The following is a 25,479-nucleotide window of genomic DNA, read 5'->3' as shown; positions in this document are numbered from 1 at the left end:
CTGTAGCTCTTTTTATGGAATTAAGTAACCACGGGAAAGTCGAAAAAACCCCTTGCATATATTATGAATACTGAATGTAAAGGTTTACGTAGAAACTGAAATTACAGATTGAGTTTCCAAAAAATCACTGAAAACAAGTTTCAAAATGAGCAAAAAAACAGTGATTGTTCACAACTTGTTCACAATTAAAATTTATAAAGAGTTTATATTTATACCATGAAAATTTACGACATAGCACAAGCAACACAAATAACCGTTAATATGGTTCATAAGGGTAAAAACTATACAGTTGAAACTACCGTGCTTACACGCTATGGAGATGGGGTTTTAGTAACACCCATCACTTGCAATGGCGAGCTTATAGACATATGCAATAGTGCCAATTTCGAATACACAGAGGAGTATACAGGCATCAAGCACATGTTTCATGTAGATAACATCAGTCGTGTTGATTTCGCTGGATCCGATTTCCATGTAATTAGTGGGAAAGAGATTGTTCTTGCTGATAACATGAGAAAGGCTGAGAGATACAACGTTCAGCTCATGGGAACTTGCGTGGTTAACCAGAAGAAGCCTTTGAGTGTTATTATTCAGGACATTTCAATGCGCGGCTTTTCAGTTATTATTGGTAAAGTTGAAGGCTACAAGCCTGGCGATAGAGTTAAGGTTGAGTTTTTAAAGTCTGCAGCGGACAGGAAGATGACTCTCTACGGTACTTTGGTCCGTGAGTTCAAGATTGGTGGATTGACCGCTCTTGGCTGCGAGATGAAGACCGTGGATCCTAGAGTTCTTGGATTTATCATGGAAAAGAAAAATGCTCATAAGAAACAAATGCAGTCAGCAGCAGTGGGTTAACGCCCGCTGCTTTTTTTATGATATAGGAAATTTCTCCGAAATTCCTATATCATAAAAAAACGCTCCACTATGGATGCACACATCGCGCGATAGGTAAATGTTGCATAAATGCAACCGCGCTCGGCGCGAGCATGTTGCAAGCAACATGCTTTCTTGTTGCAATCTGATCTGAGATTTGCTATACTAACCAAGTTATTTGTCTACGCAAACATTCGGTTTGGGAGATATGTAGTTCTTACATGCTCTGCATTCCATATTGAGAAATAACGCGAAAGGAAATTTTTAATTACAGATGTTTAGTTCAGTTACATCTGGAGTTGTCAGAGGCGTATCCTCTTACCTTATGAAGGTGGAAGTGGACGTTTCCGATGGACTTCCAGGTTTTAACATGGTGGGCTTTTTGAGCGGTGAAGTAAGGGAAGCTGGCGACAGAGTCAAGGTTGCTCTTAAGAACATCGGCATGAAAATGCCTGCCTCAAAGGTGACCATCAACCTATCTCCTGCGGATATTAAGAAGGAGGGTGTAGTGGTGGACCTTCCGGTGGCTGTGGGGATTCTGGCTGCCACAGACCAGATTGATGATGACAAGCTTAAGGATACTGTAATCCTTGGTGAGATCGGCCTTGACGGCGAAGTTAAGAATGTAAAGGGAATTCTTCCCATTGTCTCTAAGGCCCGGGAAGAGGGCTACAAGACGGTGATTCTCCCAGTTGGCAATGCCAAAGAAGGCGCAGTCATTGATGATATGAAAATCGTTGGTGTCAGCTCCCTTCAGGAAACCATCAGCTATCTTAGCTGTAGTGAGGAGGAGAAAGATCTTTTGATCCCACCTACACGAGTGGACGTTGAAGAAATCATGAGGCTTTCAGAGGAAGACCTTGCGGGAGTTGACTTTGCAGATATTAACGGTCAATCCGCTGTAAAAAGAGCTGTCGAAATTGCCGCGGCTGGATTTCACCACATACTTATCGTGGGCCCGCCAGGCTCTGGAAAGAGCATGGTTGCCAAGAGATTTCCCACCATTATGCCTCCATTATCCCTTGATGAGAGTATCGAGGTATCCACAATCTATTCTGTGGCTGGTATGTTAAAGGATAACCAGCCCCTGATCACCAAGAGGCCTTTTATGAGTCCTCATCATCTCATTTCAGAGACCGCCCTTACTGGAGGCGGAAATATTCCAAGACCCGGAGTTATATCCCTGGCTCACAGAGGAGTTCTTTTTCTTGATGAAATGCCGGAATTTCCCAGGGCGAAGCTAGATCTTTTACGTCAGCCCATTGAAGATAGGGAGATAAGAATTGCAAGGAGTAAGGGAACTTTCACATATCCTGCGGACTTCCAGTTAGTAGGGGCCCTTAACCCTTGTCCCTGTGGGTATTATCCGGACCGTAATAAGTGTAAATGCACTCCAAATGAGATTCGAAGATATCTGGGACATATCTCGGGCCCCATACTTGATAGGATTGATATTTGCATAGAGGCTCCAAAGGTGGATATTTCTGAGCTAAGCGGAGGAAACAGAGCCCTGAATGAAACCAGCAAGACTATCAGAGAAAGAGTTATGAGGGCAAGAGCAATCCAGTGCAAGCGATTTGAGGGGACTGATATACGCTTTAACTCTGATATGTCGCCTGCGGACATTAAGAAATACTGTAAGCTTGGGCTTAAGGAACAGAGATACCTTGAAAGTGCCTTTTGTAGCCTGGACCTCAGCGCCAGAGCCTATCACAAGGTGCTGCGAGTAGCAAGAACTATCGCAGACATAGACGGAAGCCAGGATATATCCGAGCTTCACATTATAGAAGCCATCAGCTATCGCATGACAGATGGCAAATACTGGAACCAGAAAGAAGGAGATTGATGATAACAGAAAACCAATATGCTCACTGGCTTTTAAACGTCGAGGGAGTTGGAAATAGAAGTGCTGAAAAGCTTTTGGGAAGCGGACTTAGCTGTGAAGAAATCTTTATGCTAAGTGATAAGGATATTAGAAATCTTTTGCCGCCAAAGGCAGCAGGCAATCTTATTAAGAGCCGCTACAGCTGGGACTTTGAAGCGGAGAAAAGAAAACTTGAAGAAAACAATATAAGATTTATTCCAAGGATTTCGGAGGAATATCCTGAAAAGCTGAAGGCTATCCCAGATTCACCCTTTGCAATTTACGTGAAAGGAAGGCTTCCGGATCCAACAAAGCCCTCCGTTGCCATAATCGGCGCCAGAATGTGCTCTGACTACGGAAGATATGTGGCCAGGGAATTTGGAAGGGGCCTTGCTCTTGCAGGGGTCCAGGTAATAAGCGGAATGGCAAGAGGTGTGGATGGCATAAGCCAGAAGGCTGCAATAGAAGCAGGGGGAAGCACCTTTGGAATCCTGGGCTGCGGCGTCAACATCTGCTACCCTGAGGAAAACAAGGATGTCTACAAGACAATCTGCGACAACGGCGGCCTTATCTCAGAGCATGCCCCGGATACAATGCCAAAGGCAAATTTCTTTCCAATGCGCAACCGCATAATAAGCGCATTGGCAGACATTGTCCTTGTGGTGGAGGCAAGACAGAAGTCTGGAACCCAGATCACCGTGGACCAGGCCCTTGAGCAGGGAAAAGAAATCCTGGCCGTTCCCGGAAGAGTTACCGACCGCCTTAGCGATGGATGTAACTTCTTGATTAGCCAGGGCGCTGGAGTAGCTATCACCTGCCAGGACGTCCTGGACAGACTCTGGGGGAGAAAGGAAGAGCTGGAGGAGAAGGAGACTACTAAGGAAATCTATCAAACTGTGAAAAAGAGCGAGTTGGGGGATGAACAAAGTGAAAATAGTGCAGATTCTGCCTGTGATGACGACGCTATGTCAATCGATCTTCCACCCAAAACAGTAGAGGAGGAAGTTCTAGAAGTAGTGGATATAATTCCAATCTCAGTTTCTAATATAGCAGAAAAGTTGCTAACTAAAGGAGTGGTATTAACAATCCCGGAACTTATGTCCAAACTCATGGACCTCACCTATAAGGGACTAATTGCGCAAGAAGGAGTTTATTACCGGAAACGAATTAGATGATTTTTATAGGCGTGGCTTTCCGGATTGTGTAGAACAAGGAAGTCATGGGCATGCTGATGTGAGCATTTGCACGAGTCGATAAGATGTACGGAAAAAAATCAGATAGATGTCGAGTGTTCTGAATAACATGAAATGAGACATCTATCTGATTTTTGACGATACAGATTACGACGAGTAAACGTGAACATCAGCATGCCCTGACTCCCCGTCCTAAAACCCCCGGAAAGCCGTTACCGGAAATTTTCGGAAACGCTTCCGGTATGTTTACGGTAAACCGTTTGCGCAAATGGTAGAAAACGTGGGCTTTAGCGGGTTTCGTCTTGCGACACCGATTGCGCAAAACGTTACCGGTAACGATTCCAATGTACGAAAGTCAATGTGCAATTTGTATAAAAACGAGGGTAATTAATCATCAAAAGTGCTTCATTGACAAAAAAGTGCACAAGTCATAAACTTTTAATTAGAGCAACCGATTGCGCGAATTGCGCAACAAAAAAGTATTTTTATGATGGAGGAAAAGAAATGAAAAAGAAATTGGTATCTGTTTTATTAACAGCTGCTATGGGTGCTACACTCCTTGCTGGATGTAGCGGACAGCAGGCACAGGAAACAGTAGATACAGCTAAGGACGCAGCTGAGTCAGCAAGCCAGGCTGTTGAGGAAGTTAAGGACGCTGTAGACGAGAACGTTGATTACGGTTCAGGCGAGATCAAGGTTTGGGTTGCAGACGCAGTAGTAGATTTCACTAACGAGCAGATCGCTAAGTTCCAGGAAGCTCACCCAGAGTTCAGCGGATATACATTCAACGTTGAGGCAACTGGTGAGGGCGATGCAGCTGGTAACATGATCACAGACGTTACAGCAGGTGCTGATGTTTATGTATTCGCACAGGATCAGATCGCAAGACTTGTTACAGCAGGTGCTCTTGAGATCGTTGAAGATTCTAACGCAGAAGTTGTTAAGGCTGAGAACGATGCTGGCGCAGTTGCAGCAGCAACAGTTGGTAACACACTTTATGCTTATCCTCTTACATCAGATAATGGATATTTCCTTTACTATGATAAGAGCGTTGTAACAGATCCTTCTTCACTTGAGCAGATCGTTGCTGATTGTGAAGCAGCTGGCAAGAATTTCTACTTCGAAGTTAACTCAGGTTGGTATCAGACAGCATTCTTCTTCGGAACAGGTGCTGAGCTTACATATGAGACAGATGATGCAGGTAACTTCACAACATGTAACGCTACATACGCTAGTGATGCTGGTGTAGTTGCTCTTAGAGAGATCCTTGAGCTTACACAGTCCAAGTCATTCCAGAACGGTTCTTCAGTTTCTAACGCAACTAACTGCGCAGCAATCGTTGATGGTACATGGGATTCAGAGGCAGCTAAGGAAATGTTCGGCGACAACTATGCATGCGCTAAGCTTCCTTCATTCGAAGGCTCTGATGGAAAGACATATCAGCTTTCAGGCTTTGGTGGATTCAAGCTTCTTGGTGTTAAGCCTCAGGAAGATGACAACAAGCTCGCTGTTTGTGACGCTCTTGCAGCTTACCTTTCAAGCGAAGAAGTTCAGCTTGCTAGATTCGAAGCAGTAGGTTGGGGTCCTTCAAACCTTAACGCTCAGCAGTCAGATGCAGTTAAGGCTGACGAAGCTCTTTCAGCTCTTGCAGATCAGCTTCAGTACACAATTCCTCAGGGACAGTATCCTGGTGACTACTGGTCACTTGCTACATCACTTGGTGATTCTGTAATCTCTGGTGAGATCAAGGCTGATGCTACTGATGATGATCTTATGGCAGCTCTTTCAGACTTCCAGGCAACATGCGAAAGCTATGCTAAATAATTGATTTAGAATCATATTTTGATCACTGATCTTATTCAGGCTCGGATTCAAAGTGTTTCCGAGCCTGATTTAAGGTTAAGATGTTTTTTATACTAAGAAGGAGGCCAAAAAGCTATGGCACGGAGCGGAGGAAAAAAGAAAAAGAGTGGTAGTTCCGATTTTGGGAAAGCATTGGGGAATATTTTTAAAGAAATTGGAGTTACATTCGTAGAAGGCGACATTAAGACAAAGCTTTCTTATATCATCATGGGACTTGGACCAATACTTAGAGGACAGGTGCTGATAGGAGTTTTACTTCTGTTAATGGAAGTATTATTCATCTGGTATATGCCAGCATTTGGATGGCAATATCTTTCTAAGATTACTACACTTGGTACCGTTGAGACACAGAAGGTTGGAAGAAAGACCGTCTATGGTGACAACAGCTTTTTGATCCTTTTGTTTGGTATTTTAAGTATCTTTGTAATACTTGCTCTTATCTTTATGTGGTACGTCAACATCAGAGAGAACCGCAAAGAAGAGCTCTTGCTTAAGGCAGGTAAAAAGCTTCCATCTAACAAGGAAGTATTCTTATCTCTTTTTGATAAGAACTTTGATAAGACCCTGCTTGCACTTCCTGTAACAGGAATCTTCGTATTTACAGTGCTTCCTATCGTGTTCATGATCTGTATCGCATTCACTAACTACGATAAGAATCACCAGTCACCAACCAATCTTTTTACCTGGGTTGGACTTGAGAACTTTAAAAACCTTGTTTCTTTCTCAGGAGCTGGAATTGGCCCTACATTCTTACTAGTTCTTTTCTGGACTCTTGTTTGGGCATTCTTTGCTACATTTACTAACTACTTCCTTGGAATGGCAGTAGCTATGCTGATCAACAAAAAGGGAATCAAGTTTAAAAAGCTATGGAGAACAATTCTCGTTATGACAATTGCTGTTCCACAGTTTGTATCACTTCTTTATGTTATGAAAATGTTCGCCAATGATGGACTTATCAACGGATATCTTTTGAAATGGGGACTTATCAAGAATTACATTCCATTCTGGACAGATCCAATCCTTGCAAGGATTACTGTTATCGTGGTTAATATCTGGATCGGTATCCCATACATGGTACTGATAGCTACGGGTCTTCTTATGAACATCCCAGAGGATCTTTACGAGAGCGCAAGAATAGATGGCGCTAATGCATGGCAGATGTTTAAGAGTATCACCCTTCCATATATGCTGTTTGTCACAGGTCCATTCCTTCTGACACAGTTCACTGGAAACCTTAACAACTTCAATGTTATTTACCTTCTTACACAGGGTAAACCTCAGTCAGTTAACCTTGCTGAAAAGGCCGGAAACACAGACCTTCTTCTTACATGGCTCTATAAGATGACTGTAAATGACACTAACTACAGGATGGCAGCCGTTATAGGTATTATGGTATTCATAGTAACAGCTATATTCGCCCTTGGCGTTTATAACCTGCTTCCATCAGTAAGAGATGAGGAGGGCTTCCAATAATGAAATCATATAAGACAAAAAGAACTGTAGGCAACGTTATAGCCTATATACTTCTTATAATAATCAGCATAATCTGGCTGTTTCCATTTGTAGGACTGGTGCTTCAGAGCTTTAGATCCTACGCAACAGAATACGGCGGAATGGTAGACTATATTATTCCTCACCACTTTAGTCTGGATAACTACACATTCCTGTTTAGCAAAGCAGACACTAACTTCCTTATTTGGTACAAGAACACACTTACAATTTCAGCATTTGTAACTGTTTTCCAAACACTTATAGTTCTTTGCGTAAGCTATGCATTATCACGTATGAGATTTAAAGGTCGTACATTCCTTATGAAGTTCTGGCTGATCTTAGGTCTTTTCCCAGGCTTCCTTACAATGATCTGCTTGTACTTCCTTCTTAAGATGTTCGGACTTACACAGGCTGGAGCTATCCCAGGACTCATTCTTGTATCTGTAGCAAGTTGTGGTATGGGCTACTATGTTTGCAAAGGATATTTTGATACAATACCAAAGGCTCTTGATGAGGCTGCCAGAATTGACGGCGCCACAAGAGCAAGAATTTTCCTTACAATGATCATTCCTATGTCTAAGCCTATCATCATCTACACAGCCCTTGTTGCTTTCATGGGACCATGGTGTGACTACGTATTTGCTTCTTACGTTGCCTTTGGCCATGACACAAGCTACAACGTGGCAGTTGGTATGACAAGATGGGTATGGACTAACGATTATCAGGGATATTTCACAAGATTCTGTGCTGGTGGTGTATTAGTTGCTATTCCAGTAACACTGTTGTTCATGTTCCTTCAGAAGTATTATGTTGAGGGCGTAACAGGTGGAGCTGTAAAGGGCTGATTCCTGCCGAAGGGATATAAATTATGGCTGACGAAAAGATTACAATTGACGACGTGGCCAGGGCACTTGGCATCTCCAAAACCACCGTTTCCCGTGCAATTTCCGGAAAGGGCAGGGTTGGAGATGATACCAAAACCCGGGTTATGAATTACATAAAAGAGCATAATTACAGACCGAATGTTGCAGCCAGGGCGCTAGCCAAGCAAAGGACATATAATATTGGGGTGGTTTGGCCGGATGATTACAATGCAGTTGACCTTCCTTTCTTCCAGAGGTGTATAACCGGAATGAATGAGGTCACTTCCCATTATGGCTACGACATAGTGATCACTATGATCGGCATTGATGATTATTCGGGACTTAAGAGACTTGTTGAGAACAATAAGGTGGACGGCATCATCCTTACCAGAACTCTTGTGAAGGATAGAGCTGCCAATTACCTTAAGAACTGCGGAATTCCATTTGTAGTGATAGGCAGCATTGATGATCCTGACATTGTCTCAATAGATAACGATAATTTTGGTGCCTGCAGAGAACTTACATCGATCCTTATTGCCAAGGGCCTTAAGAGAATGGCCATCATTGGCGGATCCACAGGTCATGTGATCACCAATACCAGATTTAAAGGCTTTATGACTGCTTTCGAGGAGGCAGGGATCAAGGTGGACAAGTCATTGATCTACCTTGATGTGGAGAATAAGGCCAAGGTTGGCAGTATTTTAAAAGAGCTAATGAATCTAAGCGTAGATGGTGTCATCTGCATGGACGACAGCCTTGCAGGAGAGCTTATTTCCAGATGCAGGGATGAGCATATCATGATTCCTGATGATCTAAGAATTGCCTCTTTTTACAATAGTACTATCTTAGATAGTGCCATGCCTTCTGTTACAAGCCTTAACTTCAACGACCGAAACCTTGGAGCAGTGGCAGCTAAGAGCCTTCTGGATATGATAGATGGCAAAGAGGTTGAGAATCAGATGCTCAACAGCTATGAAGTAATACTTAAAGAAAGTACTAAATGATTTGCGGGAGTATATTATGAAAATATCTAAAAGCTCAGTTATTACCTATGATTCAATGAGCCTTATTGTTGATGGGGAGAGATTCTTTCCCATGATGGGAGAGATGCATTTTAGCAGATATCCTAATCAGTACTGGGAAGAAGAGCTTTGCAAGATGAAAGCCGGGGGAATAGACATTGTTTCCCTCTATGTCATCTGGATCCATCACGAAGAGATTAAGGAAGAATATGATTTTACAGGGGACAGAGACCTTAGAAAGTTCCTTGAAACTGTTAAGAAGTGCGGACTTTATTGTATCCTCAGAATTGGACCATGGGCCCATGGAGAAGCCAGAAATGGCGGCTTCCCTGACTGGCTTTTAGAGGATTCCAGGAAAGAGGGCTATGAAGTCAGATGCGATGATCCTAAGTACCTTGAGCACGTAAGACGTTTTTATTCCAAGACCTTTGAGCAGGCAAAGGGCCTGTTTATCAAGGATGACGGTCCTATCATCGGCATCCAGATTGAGAATGAATACGGTCACTGCGGCGGTAAGAATGGCGAAGAGGGCGAACAGCACATGAGAACCCTTAAAGCCATGGCTCAGGAGATTGGTTTTGATACTCCTATCTACACAGCCACAGGCTGGGGCGGTGCTGTTACAGGCGGCATGATCCCAGTTATGGGCGGCTACTGCGAAGCTCCATGGGATCAGAGACTGACTGAGATTGAGCCAAGCGGCAACTATGTATTTACTAAAGAAAGAAACGATCACAACATAGGATCAGACCACGGTCTGGGCGCTGGCATCACCTTTGATATGGACAAGTTTCCATTTCTTACAGCGGAGCTGGGCGGCGGCCTTCAGGTTACTAAGCATAGAAGACCTATCGCTTCAGGAACTGACACCGCAGCCATGACAATGGTTAAACTTGGAAGCGGTGCTAACCTTCTTGGTTACTACATGTACCACGGCGGCACCAATCCTAAGGGTAAGCTCACAACCCTTCAGGAGACCAGAGCTACAGGCTATCCTAACGATCTTCCTGCTTACTCCTATGACTTTAATGCACCTCTTCGTGAGTATGGCCAGATGGAGGATACCTATAGACAGGTAAGGCTGATAGCAAGTTTTATCCACGACTTTGGCTCTGACCTTTGCGATATGCCATACACAGAGCAACCAGGTAACCCACTTAAGCCTACGAACTTCACAGATTTAAGGACCTCGGTCCGCTACCGTAACGAAGAGGTTCCTACAGGATATCTTTTTATTAATAACTATCAGCGCAGGTACAAGATGGAAGATCACCCAGGCGCAGAGCTTGTAGCCTACGATGAGAAGGGAAAAGAGCTAACAAGATTCCCAAAGAGAGATATAAAGGACGGAGACTTTTTCTTTTACCCATTTAATCTCAAGGTGTCAGATACAGCAAGACTTACGATAGATGCAACTCCGGTCTGCATTCTTCATAACTATGATGGAGAGGGCCACGATGGCTACATCTTCTATTCAGATAAGGAAGTGAAGATGGCTGATGTTACCGGCGACCTTAATGGCAACAAGATCATTACCATCACTAGAGAAGAGGCTATTTCCGGAACCAAGACATTGATTGATGGAAGAGAATACTTCATTATCACTGATGGCAACACGGTTACAGATTCTGACGGAAGTGCGGTTATCTACTTCGATACAAGGGATAACCAGAAGAAGGTTCCTACCTTCAGAAGCTTCCCTGAGATTGGAAATACTCTTAATAACTTTACCCTTACAAAGAACGCTCAGTGCGATGGAGAGTTCCTTGAGAGCGACAGCTTCGCTGTTTATGAGGGAAAAGAGCTTGAATCAAAGGCCAAAATCTCTTTTGACAGAAAAGATGAAGAGAATTTCGCCTTGAAAGTTGCTAATATCGATAAGGATTCATCTGAGATTTTTATGGAGATTTCCTACGAAGGTGATACTGCGGATCTGTCTATGGACGGTGAGATAATTGCAGACAGCTTCTACACAGGACAGACCTGGGAAGTGGGACTTAAGAGATTTATCGATAAGGGAGATGAAAGGCTTGATACAGCATCCTTTGACATGCATATAGAACCACTCTATGAGGATACCAAGCTGTATCTTCAGGAGTACCCAGAAATGGATAATGGAAAGGCTCTTAGACTAAAGGAATTACATCTTATCTCACAATATCGTATCAAAATTTACTAATTTGACGTATAATAGTGTTATCGAGACTTATGCCTTGATGACACTATTTCTTTTTACCAAAAAGGGATGAAGCTATGAACGATGATGTTAAGATGACTTATTCCTCAATACTAAGGGATAAGGACAACAACAAAATAGTCAGAGTCTCCTTTGAAAGAGAAGGACTTAGCGGCCTTGAGGTGGCGGAGGGAGTGATCCCCGCCTGTAAGATTGATAAGCAGAACGGATATAGCAGTGAAGAAATAAAATCTTTGGAGAACTATCTTAGCCTTAATCATGAGAGCATCTTTGAGAAGGCCAAGATCATCAGTAATCCATTGAAGTGGCTTTGATATTGGAGTTTGATAAGGTTTTTGTGTCAGCTGGAGGCGGCGCATGCACTACAATTATTACTTTGATATTTGCGCTATTTGCATACTTACTACTATAGCCATAACTTCTTTGTCCAGAAGAAATGTTCCAACGTATAGGCAGAGAGCTTATAGGTTTCTTTATTTTGCTGTCTTTGCGTCAACTCTGTTTGAGCGCGCTGAGACTATGCTTCAGATGTATCCCCAGGATTGGAAATTCTACCATGCCAGCGAGATGATAATGGGAACGGGCTACTTTATGGCGCACCTTGCTTCAGCCCTGGCCTTCTTTATCTATGTAATGGCAGTTCTTGATATCTATGTTGATTATGGCACTAAGAGAGCCTTTTTCCAGGTTTCACTGCCGTATTTTATCTGTGCGGCTCTGGTGGCGATCAACTTATTTACTCCAGTTCTTTTCTACTATGATGAAACTGGAATATATCACAGAAAGCAGTTCCTTGTTTTTTACTATATTGTTGCCTTCTATTATGTGCTGAGTGGTATCTGGTACATATTAAGGTACAATTCCCTGATGAAGCTTAAGACAAGGCTTGCGGTGTCTTCCTATATTATTTTTGTATTCATCGGAATCTTTATCCAGTTTGTGGCCCCAAGTGTTCTTGTTGAGAATTTCTGTAACACCATCAGTGCTACGCTGGTATTCATAACCCTGCAGAATCCACAGGAATTTGTTGATGAGGAGCTCAATATCCTTAACAGAAAGGCCTTTCTTGAGGGTCTGGAGCTTAAGCTTAAAAGAAATAGCCCTCACATGACAATCTTCGTGACCATCGACAACGTAAGAAATCTTAGCGCTGAGATCGGTTATTCCCAGACCAGAGGAGTAATGAAGAAGATAGCTACCTTCCTTAGAAAGACTGGATATAAGGAGTTCAGACTATCTACCTATACTTACAGATACTCAGAGAGTACCTTTGCTGTCACTCTTCATACTACAAGTGAAGAGAAGGCAAGGGCTCTTATGAACTATATTGTAAAAAGACTGGAACAGCCCTGGAATTATAACAATATGGCTATCAGGGCTTATGGCTGCTGCTACCTTATGGATTATCCTAAGCACTATATTTCTGCAGCAGACCTGATTTCCAAGCTGGATATAATCTCTGAATATACTTCAGAGAAGAAAGATGACATCATTGACATCGATTCAATAGACTTTAGCAGCATTAAAAAGGCCAGAGATTATGATGAGATGGCAAGAAACAGCATGGATCTTAAAAAGGCAGTGGTTAAGTTCCAGCCAATGCTGTCAAAGGTTTATAAGATCAATTACAGTGCAGATGTTTTCTGCTTCCTTATTGATGAGTACGGAAATGAAATAGATATGAGAGGTCATATTCCGGATGTTAAGGTGACTCAGGCCCTTATGGATGTTGATGAATTTGTATATAGAAGAGCCTGCAGAGCCCTTGCTTTCTGGAATGGCGGAGATAAGAACGGTAAGTACAGAGCTATTGTTGGACTGAGCCAGGGGGAAATCTCCAGGAATGACTTTGTCAGAAGGATAAAGAAAATCCTTAAAGAAGAAAATGCAGAGGCATCCTGGATAAGTTTTAAGCTCACTGAGACCACCATTTCCACCATGAACTATATAGCTGAGAGAAACTTAAAGCTCATGGGCGAACTGAACTGCAGTATTATAGTGGATAAATATGGAAGTGGTTATGGAAACCTTGATAAGATGCTGACCCTGCCTATAATGCAGGTCAATATTGATCATGATATTCTTGTGGAAGCCCAGAGTTCTGAGAAGATGAAGATTGTTGCCCAGGGTATTGTCAACCTCTTCCATGATGTCAGTATCTTTGTTGGAGCAACAGAGATTTCCTGCCAGGAGGATAAAGAAATGGCGGAAAGTCTTGGCTGCGACTTCCTTATGGGTGATTTCATGGGACAGCCTATGAAGGATAGTTCCTATGTTAAGTTCATTGATGCATATTTTGATGAGGGATAAATATGGAAATATTCACTAATCCTCAAAGCTATAATATAACATTTACGGTGTCATCCCTTGCGCTTTTGTTGGTAGTTCTTTTGATTCATCTGTCAGAGGAAGATAACTACAGCAAACAAAGGTCTAATTTTGGCTGCATTGTTTTCCTTGCTATTTTCTTAAATATCATGGCTCTAGTTCACAATATCTATATTTATTCCACCTATGGAAGGATTGCGATAAGTGCCAGTGTTAACTCCACCTGTGTAATCCTGGAAAAAGCAGCTACTTACATGCTTGCATATTTCACAATGAAATATGTCATGTCTATTTTCCACATTGAGCCAAAGAGTGAAATAAGGCGCATTGTTTTGTTTGCACCTACTGCCTATGCCATGTTCTTTATGTTCAGCGGCTTTATTTCTGAGTATTATTTCTATTTTTCAGAAGAGGGGGAGATGGAGTTCAATTACCCTCAGGGAGCTACTGTCAACATCGGTGTTATCCTGTACTTCATTTTTAGTGCTTATCTTTTGATCAAATATACCAGGTCTCTCAGTACAGAAAAGGCCTATGTTATTGTTGCATACTACTTCCTGATGCTCCTTGGAATACCTATCAGAATTATTACCAAATCCAGCTCAGTATTTGAGTTTAGTGTTTCCATCGCGCTTCTTCTTTGTGTTTATACCTTCCAGAATCCGGGCGAGTTTGTGGATAGAATGTCTGGAGCCAAGACCAGAACAGCGCTGGAATTCCTTATTTCCAACAATATCCTGCAGAAAAAAGAGTTTACTCTTTTGGGAATACATGTAGATAAGCTGTCTGTGATCCTTGGAAGTGAGTCGATTGAAGCTTCCACAGAGATATTAGAACAGATAACTTCCTACCTTAAGCCTTTATGTCCTAATGAAGAGCTGTTCCATCCGGATCAGGGTGATTTTATGATCATATTCCCTGGAGTCCTTCCAGATGAAACGATTATAGAAAGAACTGCTGACAGTATCAGAAAGCGCTTTAAGGATGAATGGCATCTTAAGGATAAGGATATCAAGCTCCTGGTAAGTCTCTATGCACTGGCATTTCCTGATGAGATTGATTCTGTTGACAGATTTAATGAAGTTAAGGGCGTTATAGATAAGGCGCTTATTAGACAGAACAGAGAAATACTTAGAGTTACTGACTTAAATCTTAAGATTGTTGAGCACGATAAGAAAATCGATGCTATCGTTAAGCATGCACTGGAGGATGATCTTCTACAGGTATATTATCAGCCTATCTACTGCGCAGAATCCGGGAAATTTGATTCAGCGGAGGCTTTGCTTCGACTAAAGGATCCAAACCTTGGATTTATTTCTCCTGCTGTATTTATGCCGGTGGCTGAGCGAAATGGTAAGGTTATTGATATTGACAGATTCGTTATTTCTTCTGTATGTGAGATGTTTGATACCTCATCTGCCAGATCCTACGGACTTAATTTCGTGGAGGTTAATCTTTCTATAGTTGACTGTATTCAGACCAATCTTGCTGATAATATTCTTGCCACCATGAAGAAATATAATGTTAAATCCAGTGAGCTGAACTTCGAGATCACCGAGACCATGGATGACAAGCTCTCTTCAGTTATGATGGATAACATTGACAAGCTCAGGGAAAATGGTGTGGAGCTTTCCATCGATGATTTTGGCACCGGCTATTCTAACATTGCAAGAGCAACTAATATGCCAGTGGACCTCTACAAGCTTGATAAGAGCATTGTGCAGTCTGCCTTCAATTCAGAAACTTCCTATATGGTAATGTTCAATATTATTAAGATCATCAAGGCTCTTAAAAAGAAAATTGTGGCAGAGGGTGTAGAGACTGCTGAGCAGGCCAAGCAGATAATAAAGCTTGGATGCGACCATATTCAGGGCTTTTACTACGCAAGACCAATGCCTAAGGACCAGTTTTTGAAATTCCTTCAGGAACATAATTATTGAGCCTCTTTTGAAAAAGAAAAATCTATGCTATTCTATACTTTGTTTGAATAAAGTATATTTTTAAGTATTTGAGGAAAGGTAATTATGTCACTGATCAAGAAACCAGTTACCGGAATGAAAGATATTCTTCCTTCCGAAATGAAACTAAGAGATTACTGTATAGGAGTTATCAAAAAGACCTATGCAGAATTTGGATTTACATCTATAGAGACTCCTTGTGTTGAGTCCCTGGCCAATCTTAACAGCAAACAGGGCGGCGAGAATGAGAAGCTTATCTTCAAGGTAATGAAAAGAGGAGAGAAGCTTGATCTTGCTAATGCCAAGGAAGAGAACGATCTTACTGATTCAGGCCTTAGATATGACCTGACAGTTCCTCTTGTTCGTTTCTATGCTAATCACGCCAATGAACTTCCAGCACCATTTAAGGCACTTCAGATGGGTAATGTATGGAGAGCAGACAGACCACAGAAGGGTAGATATCGTCAGTTCATGCAGTGCGATATCGATATTCTTGGCGAGCCTTCTAACCTTGCGGAGATAGAGCTTATCCTTGCTACAACCACAACCCTTGGAAGACTTGGCTTTAAGGACTTCAAGATTAGAATTAATGAGAGAAGAATTCTTAAGGCTATGGCTGCCTACAGTGGATTCCCAGAAGAGGACTACGATAACGTATTCATCACCCTTGATAAGATGGATAAGATCGGTATCGATGGCGTTTCTGAGGAGCTTCTTAAGGCTGGCTACTCTAAGGAGAGCGTAGATAAGTATCTTGACCTGTTCAGAGCAGCAGAGGGTAAGAGCAGCCTTGAGGGAATCAAGATTATCGCTGATATGCTTGGAGAATTCCTTGATGCTGAAGTTAGAGAGAGTCTTGAAGAGATTATTTCAAGTGTTGATGCTACTAAGACAGCTCAGTTTGAGATGGTATTTGATCCAACTCTTGTAAGAGGTATGTCTTATTATACAGGTACTATTTTTGAGGTTTCCATGCCTCAGTACGGCGGAAGCTGTGGTGGCGGCGGACGTTACGATAAGATGGTTGGTAAGTTCCTTGGACAGGATACTCCAGCCTGTGGATTCTCAATTGGATTTGAGCGTATTATCATGATCATGATGGATGAAGGCTTCAAGATTCCTGGCGAGAGCTCCAAGAAAGCATTCCTTATTGAGAAAGGTATCAAGGGCGAGAGACTTTCAGAGATCATCTCCCTTGCTCAGAAGGAAAGAGCTGACGGCAATCAGGTACTTGTTGTTCGCATGAACAAGAACAAGAAGTTCCAGAAGCAGCAGCTTGCAGAACAGGGCTACGAAGATATTCAGGACTTTTACGAAAAGCCTTTAGATTGACAAAACTATACGGGGGGAGACAACAATGATCAGAAAAGGATTTAAAATGAAATTATATCCAGGTATGGAAAAAGAGTATGAGAAAAGGCACAATGAGCTGTGGCCTGAGATGCAGCAGATGATCCACGAGCATGGCGGTCACAATTATAGCATTTACCTTGATCCTGAGACTTTAGTTCTTTATGGATATATAGAGATCGAAGATGAAGAGCTCTGGGCTAAGAGCGCAGATACAGCTATCAACCGCAAATGGTGGGATTTTATGGCGGATATCATGGAGACTAATCCTGATAATAGCCCTGTTGCGGTGGATCTGCATCCGGTCTTTCATCTCGACTGATTAATCAAAATGATACACAGGTAGATAAGGTAGGAGGTTTTCTTTGAGCGTTCATTCTATCAGGCTGATCATTCTGATTGTACTTGTTCTTTTATCATCCTTCTTTTCATCTGCTGAGACAGCCTTTATGACTGTTAACCGGGTTAAGATGAAAGCTCTTTTTGACGAAGGCAATAAAAGAGCTGGTCTGGTCCTCAAGATCTGTGAGGACACGCAGAAGATGTTATCTGCAATTCTGATTGGCAACAACATAGTCAATCTGAGTGCATCAGCGCTTATGACAGTTTATGTTACGGATTTATTTGGATCTTTTGCAGTGGGAATAGGTACCGGAGTTCTTACTCTTGTGGTGCTTATCTTAGGAGAGATCATTCCTAAGACTGTGGCTACTGCTTATGCAGAGAATATGTCTCTTTGGTATGCAAGGATTGTCCTTGTAATCATGGTTGTGATGAAGCCATTAAACTTTGTGATAAATGGCGTTGCGACTGCAATCCTCAAGCTCTTTAGAGTTGATACCAACAGCAGACAGGCCATGACTGAGAATGAGCTTAAGACCTACGTGGATGTAAGCCATGAGGATGGTGTAATTGAACAGGGTGAAAAAGAGATCATTTACAACGTGTTTGATTTCTCAGACGCCGTGGCCAAGGACATCATGATTCCACGTATCGATATGACCTGCGTCAGTACAGATGCTGATTACAATGAGGTTATGAAGGTGTTCAAGGAGGAAATGTACACCAGAATTCCTGTGTATGAAGGCAATGAGCAGGATAATATCATTGGACTTATCAATATTAAGGATCTTGTTCTTCTTGAGGATAAGGAGAATTTCAAGATATCAGATCACATAAGAAAGGCTTATTATACCTACGAATTTAAGAAGACAGCAGATCTTCTTATGGAAATGAGAGAAAAGTCACAGAATGTGGCCTTTGTACTGTCTGAGTACGGCGCAACAGTAGGTATGATCACTCTGGAAGACCTTTTGGAAGAAATTGTAGGTGAGATCAGAGATGAGTATGACTCTGATGAGGCCACACTTATTCAGAATATTGGCGGCAGAAGATATCTGGTTGAAGGTAATATGAAGCTTGATGATATCAACGATGCCCTTGGAACCAACCTTGATTCTGAAGACTATGATTCCATCGGTGGTCTTATGATTGAGAATCTTGACAGACTTCCTGGCTATGGAGAGACAGTTACTTTACAAAATGGTATAACTCTTACGGCCAGAGGTATTAAGAGAAACAGGATTACGAAGGTTCTGATCACTGTTAATTCCATGCAGGAAGCAGAACAGGACAGCGAATAAGTGTGTTTGCGCAAGCTTGCAAACAGACATAAAAATATGTTATACTACATTGATGTAAAAACTCGAAAAGTGGAGTAATCCCGCATTTTCAAGTAGGAGGCAATTATGAAGCATGTAAAGTCATTAGTTACAAGAAATCTTAAGGAGTCTATGAAGAAGGGTGGATGCGGCGAGTGCCAGACATCTTGCCAGTCAGCATGTAAGACATCTTGCACAGTAGGTAACCAGAGCTGCGAGCAGCTTAGCAAGTAATCTACTGATTTATGGGCATTCCGGAAGTATTTGTTTATTTCCGGGTACAGATTATGTCGAGTCGGGCAGCGACTACGGTCGCTGCCTAGTTTTGCGTTATAGGTAATAGGTTAGGAGTTTTTTTATAATATGGTTCACGCTTACAAGAACAACGGCTACAACATTGTCCTTGATGTAAACAGTGGTTCAGTACACGTTGTAGATGACGTTGTCTTTGACCTTGTTAAGGTTGTAGAGGATAAGCTTGCAGGTAAATATGGCACTGCTGCAGGCAAAGAGGAAGATAATAATAAGAGTGCTGATTCAAGCTGGCTTTTCGAAGAGCTAAACGCTTCTTCAGAATTATCAGCTTATTCTAAAGAGGATATCAGGGAAGGTATCGATGAGCTTTTAGATCTTAGAGAGGCTCAGGTTCTTTATACAGATGATGTATATGAGAATTACGTTGAGGACTTCCAGAACAGAGATACAGTAGTTAAGGCTCTTTGCCTTAATATTGCTCACGATTGTAACCTCAGATGTAAATATTGCTTTGCTGATGAAGGAGAGTATCATGGAAGAAGAGCGCTTATGAGCGAAGAGGTTGGTAAGGCAGCCCTTGACTTCCTTGTTAAGAATTCAGGCAGCAGACGTAATCTTGAGGTAGACTTCTTTGGTGGTGAGCCACTTTTAAACTGGGAAGTTGTCAAGAAGATCGTAGAGTACGGACGCTCAATTGAGAAGGAGCATGACAAGAATTTCCGTTTTACAATTACTACTAACGGAACACTTCTTAATGATGAGATCCTTGAGTATGTTAATAAAGAGATGGGTAACATAGTTCTTTCCATCGATGGACGTAAAGAGGTTAATGATGCTATGCGTCCTAAGAGAGGTGGACAGGGCTGCTATGATGAGATCGTTCCTAAGTTCCAGAAGGTAGCAGAGTCTCGTCATCAGCTTAGATACTTCGTAAGAGGTACCTTTACTCACAACAACCTCGATTTCTCTGAGGATGTTAAGCATTTGGCAGACCTTGGATTCAAGCAGATCTCTGTAGAGCCTGTAGTTGCTAAGCCAGAGGACTGGTACGCACTTAAGGATGAGGATATTCCTAAGCTCTGCGAAGAGTATGACAAGCTTGCTAAGTTCTACTTAGAGCGTAAGAAAGAGGGAAGAGGCTTTAACTTCTTCCACTTCAATATAGACCTTGAGGGCGGCCCATGTGTTGCCAAGAGACTTTCTGGCTGTGGTTCAGGATGTGAATATCTTGGAGTTACACCTTGGGGAGACCTTTATCCTTGTCATCAGTTTGTTGGCAATGAGGATTTCATCATGGGTAATGTCTATGATGGTATTACAAGGAATGACATCAGAGAGATGTTCAAGTGCAGCAATGTATATTCAAGACCTGAGTGTCAGGAATGCTTTGCCAGATATTATTGTAGCGGCGGTTGTGCAGCCAATGCTTACAATTTTAACGGGGATATCAATACAACATATAAGCACGGATGTGAGCTTCAGAGAAAGCGTATCGAATGTGCTATTATGATAAAAGCGGCTTTAGCCGAAGAAGAAGGGTAACGGAGGATTTTTAGTATGAAACGCGTAAAGTACTTTTTAGCGCTGATCCTTGTCCTTGGTCTTTTGGGGGGACTTGGGTACACAGCAGTGTACGGACTTGGTGCAGACAAGTCAGGATCATTATCAAGTATTGATCTTGGTCTGGACCTTGCAGGTGGTGTCAGCATCACTTATGAGGTTGTAGGGGATGGAAAGCCAAGTAGCGAAGACATGAAAGATACTATCTACAAGCTCCAGAAGCGTGTAGAGCAGTATAGTACAGAGGCTCTCGTATATCAGGAGGGCAACAACAGAATCAATATCGAGATTCCTGGTGTATCTGATGCTAATGCAATCTTAGAGGAGCTTGGTCAGCCAGGTAATCTTTATTTCATAGCACAGACAGATGCAAATGGTAATGAGAACTACACATACCACTATGGTATGACAGCTGATGGTCAGATGGAGATCGACGAAGATGGAAATCTCATCATGGGCTATGTTCTTGAGAAGAGTCTTGACGAGCTTGAGGCAGAGGGCTCAATCGTTCTTTCTGGTTCAGACGTTGTAGCTTCACAGGCTACATTCCAGCAGAATTCTTATGGCAACAGCAAGCCAGTTGTATCTCTTGAGTTCTCAGAGAATGGTAAGACTGCTTTTGCAGCAGCTACTAAGAAGGCTTATGCAAATGGCGAGACAATTGGTATCTACTATGATGGCCAGTTCATTTCTGTTCCTACTGTTCAGGCAGAGATTACAGATGGTAAGGCAGTTATTACTGGACAGAGCGACTACGAGTCATGCCAGAATCTTGCTTCTATGATCAGAATCGGTGGACTTAAGCTTCAGCTTCAGGAACTTCGTTCTAACGTAGTTGGTGCTCAGCTTGGTTCAGATGCTATCAGAACAAGTTTGATCGCAGCACTTGTAGGATTTATCCTTATTGCATTATTTATGATCGTTGTATTTAGAATCCTTGGTCTTTCAGCAACACTTGCTCTTGGATTCTACAGCGGACTTATCGTATTCCTTCTCTCAGCATTTGAGATGACACTTACACTTCCTGGTATCGCTGGTATCATCCTTTCAATTGGTATGGCGGTAGATGCGAACGTTCTTGTGTTCTCACGTATTAGAGAAGAGATCGCTGCTGGTAAGGCAGTTGATGATGCTCGTAAGAACGGTTACAACAAGGCTCTTTCTTCAATCCTTGATGGTAACATCACAACTCTTATCGTAGCAGCAGTTCTTTACTTCCTTGGTACAGGTTCTATCAAGGGATTTGCACAGACACTTATTCTTGGTATCGTGCTTTCAATGTTCACAGCACTTGTTGTAACAAGACTTATCACTTCAATCTTCTATGGAATGGGACTTCAGAACCCTGTTCTCTATGGTAAGGCTAAGAAGGCTAAGAAGCACGACTTTATCGGTATCAGAAAGATTACTTATGGTATTTCAGCAGCCATCATCATTGCTTCATTCGTAGTAATGGGAATCAATGCTGGACAGGGAAAGGGAGCTTTCAACTACAGTCTTGATTTCGTAGGTGGTACATCTACAACAGTTACACTTGATACTGAGATGACAGCTGAGCAGGTTGAAGCTACAATTAAGCCTGAACTTGTTGCTGCTACAGGTGTTAACGAGATTCAGATTCAGCCAGTTCCTGGAACAACACAGGTAGTATTCAAGACTCCTACTCTTACACTTGCACAGAGAGAAGCCTTTGAGAATGTATTTACTGAGAAGTTTGGAGTATCTTCCGATCACATCGCAGCTGAGACAATCAGCTCAGTAATCAGTGGAGAGATGAGAAGAGATGCTATCGTAGCTCTTGCTGTAGCACTTGTACTTATGCTTATCTACATCTGGATCAGATTTAAGGATATCAAGTTTGGTGCAGCTGCTATCATCGCTCTTGCACACGACGCACTTATCGTTGTAGCTACATATGCATTTGTTCGTTACCTCACAGTTGGTACAACATTCATCGCTGTAGTACTTACAATTATCGGTTACTCTATCAACGATACAATCGTTACCTTCGACCGTATCCGTGAGAACCTTAAGACAGCTAACAACAAGAACGAGTATGAAGAGCTTGTTAACAAGAGTGTATCTCAGACAGTTACACGAAGCTTGTTCACATCAATCACAACCTTCTTCACAGTACTTGCACTGTTCATCTTCGGTGTAGTAGACATCAAGATGTTCGCACTTCCTCTTATGGTTGGTGTTATCAGTGGTACATACTCATCTATCTTCATCGCATCACCTATGTGGTTCGATCTTAAGACAAAGTTTAAATACTTCCTTAAGAAGGCAGAAGAGCTTTAATTGATTTATAAGGCCCCGGCTATTAAGCCGGGGCTTTTTTTGCGAAGTGACATTGTGGCAGCTATTCACAGTAGCGAGGGGGAACCTTCGGCCCGCGTCCATACTGTAAATGACATAAAGAGGTGTTTTTGAGTCTCTTCGAATGGCAGGAACGTTTATGGGCAGGTCAGGTGACGTTTCAAATCCTTATCAAGGCTCAACATGTCTGAGTGCTTTAAATCCCTTTAGGGCCGAGAGTTTTTCACACTCGTCACTGCAAAATGAAACATTTCCGAATGTTCTGTCATCCTTCTTCTTATTGCGCATGCTACAGCTAACAGCTTGCAGGACGGGAATAATAGTTAATTAAACAAAATGTCATAGCTTGCTTTGCAAGCGTATTAAAAAGAGAAGGTATCAATCTTCCAAGCTAGCTTGAAGAAGTTGATACCATCTCTTTTTATAGGCGCGGTGCGCCGTATGACATTTTGTGTGTTTAGTCCTTTCCCCGTCCTGCTTCGAACAACGCTTCGCATGCGCGTTGAAGGCTGACTTAGAACATTGGAAATTGTCATTTTGCATCTGAGACTCACTTAGAAAAACTCTCGGCCCTAAAGGGATTTAAAGTGCGAGTTTTGAGCCTTAGGATTTGAAACGTCACCTGCCCTGCTCTTAAACGTCTGCCATGAGTGACGAAAAAAATCTCTTTAAGAATGGGCAGTCTGGACGCGGGCCGAAGGTTCCCCCTCCCTAGCTATTGTGGATGACAGCGCCGCTATGTATTCAATGACTTTCAAAGGGGCTTGGTGTATAATAATCCAGTGTGATAACATGAAATGCCATGTGAAACACAATTTTTGTTATATTGAAATGGGGAAATATATGTCAAAATGGATGATAGCTAATAAGAAAGCTGATTTTGAAGGAATTGCCAGTAGATTTGGCATTACCAATATCACAGCCAGACTTATTGCTAACAGACTTATTACCAATAGAGAATTAGAACAGCAGCAGTGTTCAGATAAGGCTATAGAAGAGTACATTAACGGCGGACTTGAAAGCCTCCATGACCCATCACTTATGGCTGATATGGAGAAGGGTGCCAGAGTTATCCTGGATAGGATTAAGGCTGGAGCCAAGATTCGAGTAATAGGTGACTATGATGTGGATGGTATCTGTTCATCCTACATTCTTCTTTCTGGTATCAGACTATTTGGAGGAGACGTGGACTGCGTTCTTCCCGACAGAGTTAAGGATGGTTATGGCCTTAGTATCAAGCTTGTAGATGATGCTATTTCTGAAGGAATTGATACTATCATTACCTGTGATAATGGAATAGCTGCCTTTGATCAGATACAGCATGCCAAGGACAACGGCATGACAGTGGTTGTAACTGACCACCATGAAGTTCCTATGGAAGAGGATAAGGAGGTGCTTCCTCCAGCAGATGCTGTTATTGATCCAAAGAGATCAGAGGGAACATATCCTTTCAAGGAGATCTGCGGAGCAGTTGTTGCCTACAAATTCCTGGTTATGATGGCTGATATTGCAGAAAGCGATGATCCATCCAAGGAAGAATTATCTTCATTCTTTAAGGAGATGCTTATCTTTGCAGGAATTGCTACTGTTTGCGACGTGATGGAGCTTAAGGACGAGAACAGAGTTATTGTTAAATACTCCCTTAAGACCATGCCAGAGGTTACCAATAAGGGCCTTAGAGCACTTATTCACGTTAATAGCCTTGATGAGAGGAATTTATCCTGTTATCACTATGGATTTGTTATAGGACCATGTCTTAATGCTACAGGTCGTCTTGATCTTGCCAGCAGAGCTCTTTCTCTTTTTCTTGAAGAGGATGAGAATGCAGCAGCCAAGATTGCTCAGGACCTTAAGGATCTTAACGACAGCCGTAAGGATCTGACAAGACAGGGCGTAGACAAGGCAATTGAGCTTGTGGAAGCGGATAGTAAGGACGGAGAGCTTCCTAAGGTTATTGTTAAGTACCTGCCTGACGTCCATGAGTCTATAGCTGGTATTATCGCTGGTAAGGTTAAGGAGAAATTCAACAGACCTACAATCATCCTTACAAAGGCTATGGATGGCGGTGCTAAGGGATCTGGCAGATCAATAGAGAAGTACGATATGTACAAAGAGCTATCTACTTGTAAGGACCTGTTTAAGAAGTTTGGCGGTCACAAGATGGCAGCTGGTCTGTCTCTTGATGAAGAGAATATCGAGGTTCTATCTTCCAAGCTCAATGAGAATTGTGATCTTGGCGGAGATGATTTTGAACCTGTTCTTCATTTGGATATGGTACTTCCACTTCAGTACGTTTCAACAGATTTGGTAAAAGAGTTCGATATGCTTGAGCCCTTTGGAAATGGCAATCCTAAGCCCGTATTTGCCCAGAGAGATGTAGTTCTTTTATCTGGTCGCATTCTTGGCAAGAACAGAAATTGCGGCAAATATCGCGTTACAGATGGCTGTGGCAGATTCTTTGACATGATGTACTTTGGAGACATGGATAAATGGCATGATTTCCTTGCAGAAAAATATGGCCAGAAGATGGTTGATGATCTCTATGAAGGTAAAAGTGATGGAAGTATGAAGGTGAATATTGCGTATTATCCTGATATCAATACCTATCAGGGAAGAGAAAGCCTTCAGATAGTCATGAATGATTTTGTGTAATACCTCATTAATGCGAAAACACACGCGAGG

At 42.3% G+C, this 25,479-nt stretch carries 18 protein-coding genes; all 18 read left to right on the top strand.

Annotated elements, in window-relative coordinates; translation table 11 throughout:
- The first annotated feature begins 216 nt into the window (after positions 1-216).
- The 18 genes from T541_RS0110595 to recJ all read left to right on the top strand — a co-directional run bounded on the left by T541_RS0110595 (position 217) and on the right by recJ (position 25,449).
- Positions 217-855 carry a PilZ domain-containing protein gene (locus T541_RS0110595; RefSeq protein ID WP_026652717.1) on the top strand — a complete coding sequence of 213 codons (639 nt, stop codon included), beginning with the start codon at positions 217-219 and terminating at the stop codon, positions 853-855.
- A 292-nt stretch (positions 856-1,147) separates the two neighbouring features.
- A complete protein-coding gene (locus T541_RS0110590; protein WP_026652716.1) occupies positions 1,148-2,719 on the top strand; it encodes a YifB family Mg chelatase-like AAA ATPase in 1,572 nt (523 codons plus the stop codon).
- Positions 2,719-3,912, top strand: coding sequence for a DNA-processing protein DprA (gene dprA / locus T541_RS19375; RefSeq protein ID WP_051538197.1), 1,194 nt, complete (start codon positions 2,719-2,721; stop codon positions 3,910-3,912). Before T541_RS0110590 ends, dprA begins: the two co-directional genes overlap by 1 nt.
- Positions 3,913-4,434: 522 nt before the next feature.
- Entirely contained in the window at positions 4,435-5,754 is a 1,320-nt protein-coding gene (locus T541_RS0110580; RefSeq protein ID WP_026652715.1) for an extracellular solute-binding protein, read from the top strand.
- A gap of 114 nt (positions 5,755-5,868) precedes the next feature.
- Positions 5,869-7,266, top strand: a complete 1,398-nt coding sequence (locus T541_RS0110575) for a carbohydrate ABC transporter permease (protein WP_026652714.1) — start codon at positions 5,869-5,871, stop codon at positions 7,264-7,266.
- Positions 7,266-8,129, top strand: a complete 864-nt coding sequence (locus tag T541_RS0110570) for a sugar ABC transporter permease (protein WP_026652713.1) — start codon at positions 7,266-7,268, stop codon at positions 8,127-8,129. The genes T541_RS0110575 and T541_RS0110570 overlap by 1 nt, the downstream gene beginning before the upstream one ends.
- Before the next feature lie 23 nt (positions 8,130-8,152).
- A complete protein-coding gene (locus T541_RS0110565) occupies positions 8,153-9,151 on the top strand; it encodes a LacI family DNA-binding transcriptional regulator (RefSeq protein WP_026652712.1) in 999 nt (332 codons plus the stop codon).
- Positions 9,152-9,167: 16 nt separating this feature from the next.
- Entirely contained in the window at positions 9,168-11,348 is a 2,181-nt protein-coding gene (locus tag T541_RS0110560) for a beta-galactosidase (protein ID WP_034466798.1), read from the top strand.
- A 74-nt stretch (positions 11,349-11,422) separates the two neighbouring features.
- Positions 11,423-11,680: a hypothetical protein gene (locus T541_RS0110555; RefSeq protein ID WP_026652710.1), complete on the top strand. Its 258-nt coding sequence runs from the start codon at positions 11,423-11,425 to the stop codon at positions 11,678-11,680.
- A 43-nt stretch (positions 11,681-11,723) separates the two neighbouring features.
- On the top strand, positions 11,724-13,676 hold the full coding sequence (locus tag T541_RS0110550; protein ID WP_026652709.1) for a GGDEF domain-containing protein: 1,953 nt from the start codon (positions 11,724-11,726) through the stop codon (positions 13,674-13,676).
- A 2-nt stretch (positions 13,677-13,678) separates the two neighbouring features.
- Complete coding sequence (locus T541_RS20715) at positions 13,679-15,634, top strand: EAL domain-containing protein (RefSeq protein WP_051538196.1); 1,956 nt, start codon at positions 13,679-13,681, stop codon at positions 15,632-15,634.
- 84 nt (positions 15,635-15,718) lie between these two features.
- Positions 15,719-16,984 (top strand): histidine--tRNA ligase, encoded by a 1,266-nt coding sequence (hisS, locus tag T541_RS0110540; RefSeq protein WP_026652708.1) that lies wholly within the window; start codon positions 15,719-15,721, stop codon positions 16,982-16,984.
- Positions 16,985-17,009: 25 nt separating this feature from the next.
- A complete protein-coding gene (gene rhaM / locus T541_RS0110535) occupies positions 17,010-17,324 on the top strand; it encodes an L-rhamnose mutarotase (RefSeq protein ID WP_026489596.1) in 315 nt (104 codons plus the stop codon).
- Positions 17,325-17,367: 43 nt separating this feature from the next.
- Positions 17,368-18,645 (top strand): HlyC/CorC family transporter, encoded by a 1,278-nt coding sequence (locus T541_RS0110530; protein ID WP_026652707.1) that lies wholly within the window; start codon positions 17,368-17,370, stop codon positions 18,643-18,645.
- A gap of 105 nt (positions 18,646-18,750) precedes the next feature.
- Positions 18,751-18,897, top strand: a complete 147-nt coding sequence (gene scfA, locus T541_RS19365; RefSeq protein WP_013281386.1) for a six-cysteine ranthipeptide SCIFF — start codon at positions 18,751-18,753, stop codon at positions 18,895-18,897.
- Between the two features lie 129 nt (positions 18,898-19,026).
- Positions 19,027-20,460 (top strand): thioether cross-link-forming SCIFF peptide maturase, encoded by a 1,434-nt coding sequence (scfB, locus tag T541_RS0110520; RefSeq protein WP_026652706.1) that lies wholly within the window; start codon positions 19,027-19,029, stop codon positions 20,458-20,460.
- Positions 20,461-20,475: 15 nt separating this feature from the next.
- On the top strand, positions 20,476-22,779 hold the full coding sequence (gene secD / locus T541_RS0110515; protein ID WP_026652705.1) for a protein translocase subunit SecD: 2,304 nt from the start codon (positions 20,476-20,478) through the stop codon (positions 22,777-22,779).
- A gap of 861 nt (positions 22,780-23,640) precedes the next feature.
- Entirely contained in the window at positions 23,641-25,449 is a 1,809-nt protein-coding gene (gene recJ / locus T541_RS0110510; RefSeq protein ID WP_026652704.1) for a single-stranded-DNA-specific exonuclease RecJ, read from the top strand.
- Positions 25,450-25,479: the final 30 nt, after the last annotated feature.

The sequence above is a fragment of the Butyrivibrio proteoclasticus P6B7 genome (genome assembly GCF_000622085.1).
Taxonomy (GTDB): domain Bacteria; phylum Bacillota; class Clostridia; order Lachnospirales; family Lachnospiraceae; genus Butyrivibrio; species Butyrivibrio proteoclasticus_A.
The sequence above is the reverse complement of the archived record's forward strand: the minus strand, read 5'-3'. Positions and strand labels throughout refer to the sequence as shown.

What these genes read in the sequence shown, in the direction of transcription:
- T541_RS0110595 (WP_026652717.1), top strand. Translation starts at nt 217, where the DNA reads ATGAAAATTTACGACATAGCACAAGCAACACAAATAACCGTTAATATG.
- dprA (WP_051538197.1), top strand. Translation starts at nt 2,719, where the DNA reads ATGATAACAGAAAACCAATATGCTCACTGGCTTTTAAACGTCGAGGGA.
- secD (WP_026652705.1), top strand. Translation starts at nt 20,476, where the DNA reads ATGAAACGCGTAAAGTACTTTTTAGCGCTGATCCTTGTCCTTGGTCTT.
- T541_RS0110590 (WP_026652716.1), top strand. Translation starts at nt 1,148, where the DNA reads ATGTTTAGTTCAGTTACATCTGGAGTTGTCAGAGGCGTATCCTCTTAC.
- recJ (WP_026652704.1), top strand. Translation starts at nt 23,641, where the DNA reads ATGTCAAAATGGATGATAGCTAATAAGAAAGCTGATTTTGAAGGAATT.
- hisS (WP_026652708.1), top strand. Translation starts at nt 15,719, where the DNA reads ATGTCACTGATCAAGAAACCAGTTACCGGAATGAAAGATATTCTTCCT.
- T541_RS0110575 (WP_026652714.1), top strand. Translation starts at nt 5,869, where the DNA reads ATGGCACGGAGCGGAGGAAAAAAGAAAAAGAGTGGTAGTTCCGATTTT.
- T541_RS0110580 (WP_026652715.1), top strand. Translation starts at nt 4,435, where the DNA reads ATGAAAAAGAAATTGGTATCTGTTTTATTAACAGCTGCTATGGGTGCT.
- T541_RS0110565 (WP_026652712.1), top strand. Translation starts at nt 8,153, where the DNA reads ATGGCTGACGAAAAGATTACAATTGACGACGTGGCCAGGGCACTTGGC.
- T541_RS20715 (WP_051538196.1), top strand. Translation starts at nt 13,679, where the DNA reads ATGGAAATATTCACTAATCCTCAAAGCTATAATATAACATTTACGGTG.
- scfA (WP_013281386.1), top strand. Translation starts at nt 18,751, where the DNA reads ATGAAGCATGTAAAGTCATTAGTTACAAGAAATCTTAAGGAGTCTATG.
- rhaM (WP_026489596.1), top strand. Translation starts at nt 17,010, where the DNA reads ATGATCAGAAAAGGATTTAAAATGAAATTATATCCAGGTATGGAAAAA.
- T541_RS0110550 (WP_026652709.1), top strand. Translation starts at nt 11,724, where the DNA reads ATGCACTACAATTATTACTTTGATATTTGCGCTATTTGCATACTTACT.
- scfB (WP_026652706.1), top strand. Translation starts at nt 19,027, where the DNA reads ATGGTTCACGCTTACAAGAACAACGGCTACAACATTGTCCTTGATGTA.
- T541_RS0110570 (WP_026652713.1), top strand. Translation starts at nt 7,266, where the DNA reads ATGAAATCATATAAGACAAAAAGAACTGTAGGCAACGTTATAGCCTAT.
- T541_RS0110560 (WP_034466798.1), top strand. Translation starts at nt 9,168, where the DNA reads ATGAAAATATCTAAAAGCTCAGTTATTACCTATGATTCAATGAGCCTT.
- T541_RS0110555 (WP_026652710.1), top strand. Translation starts at nt 11,423, where the DNA reads ATGAACGATGATGTTAAGATGACTTATTCCTCAATACTAAGGGATAAG.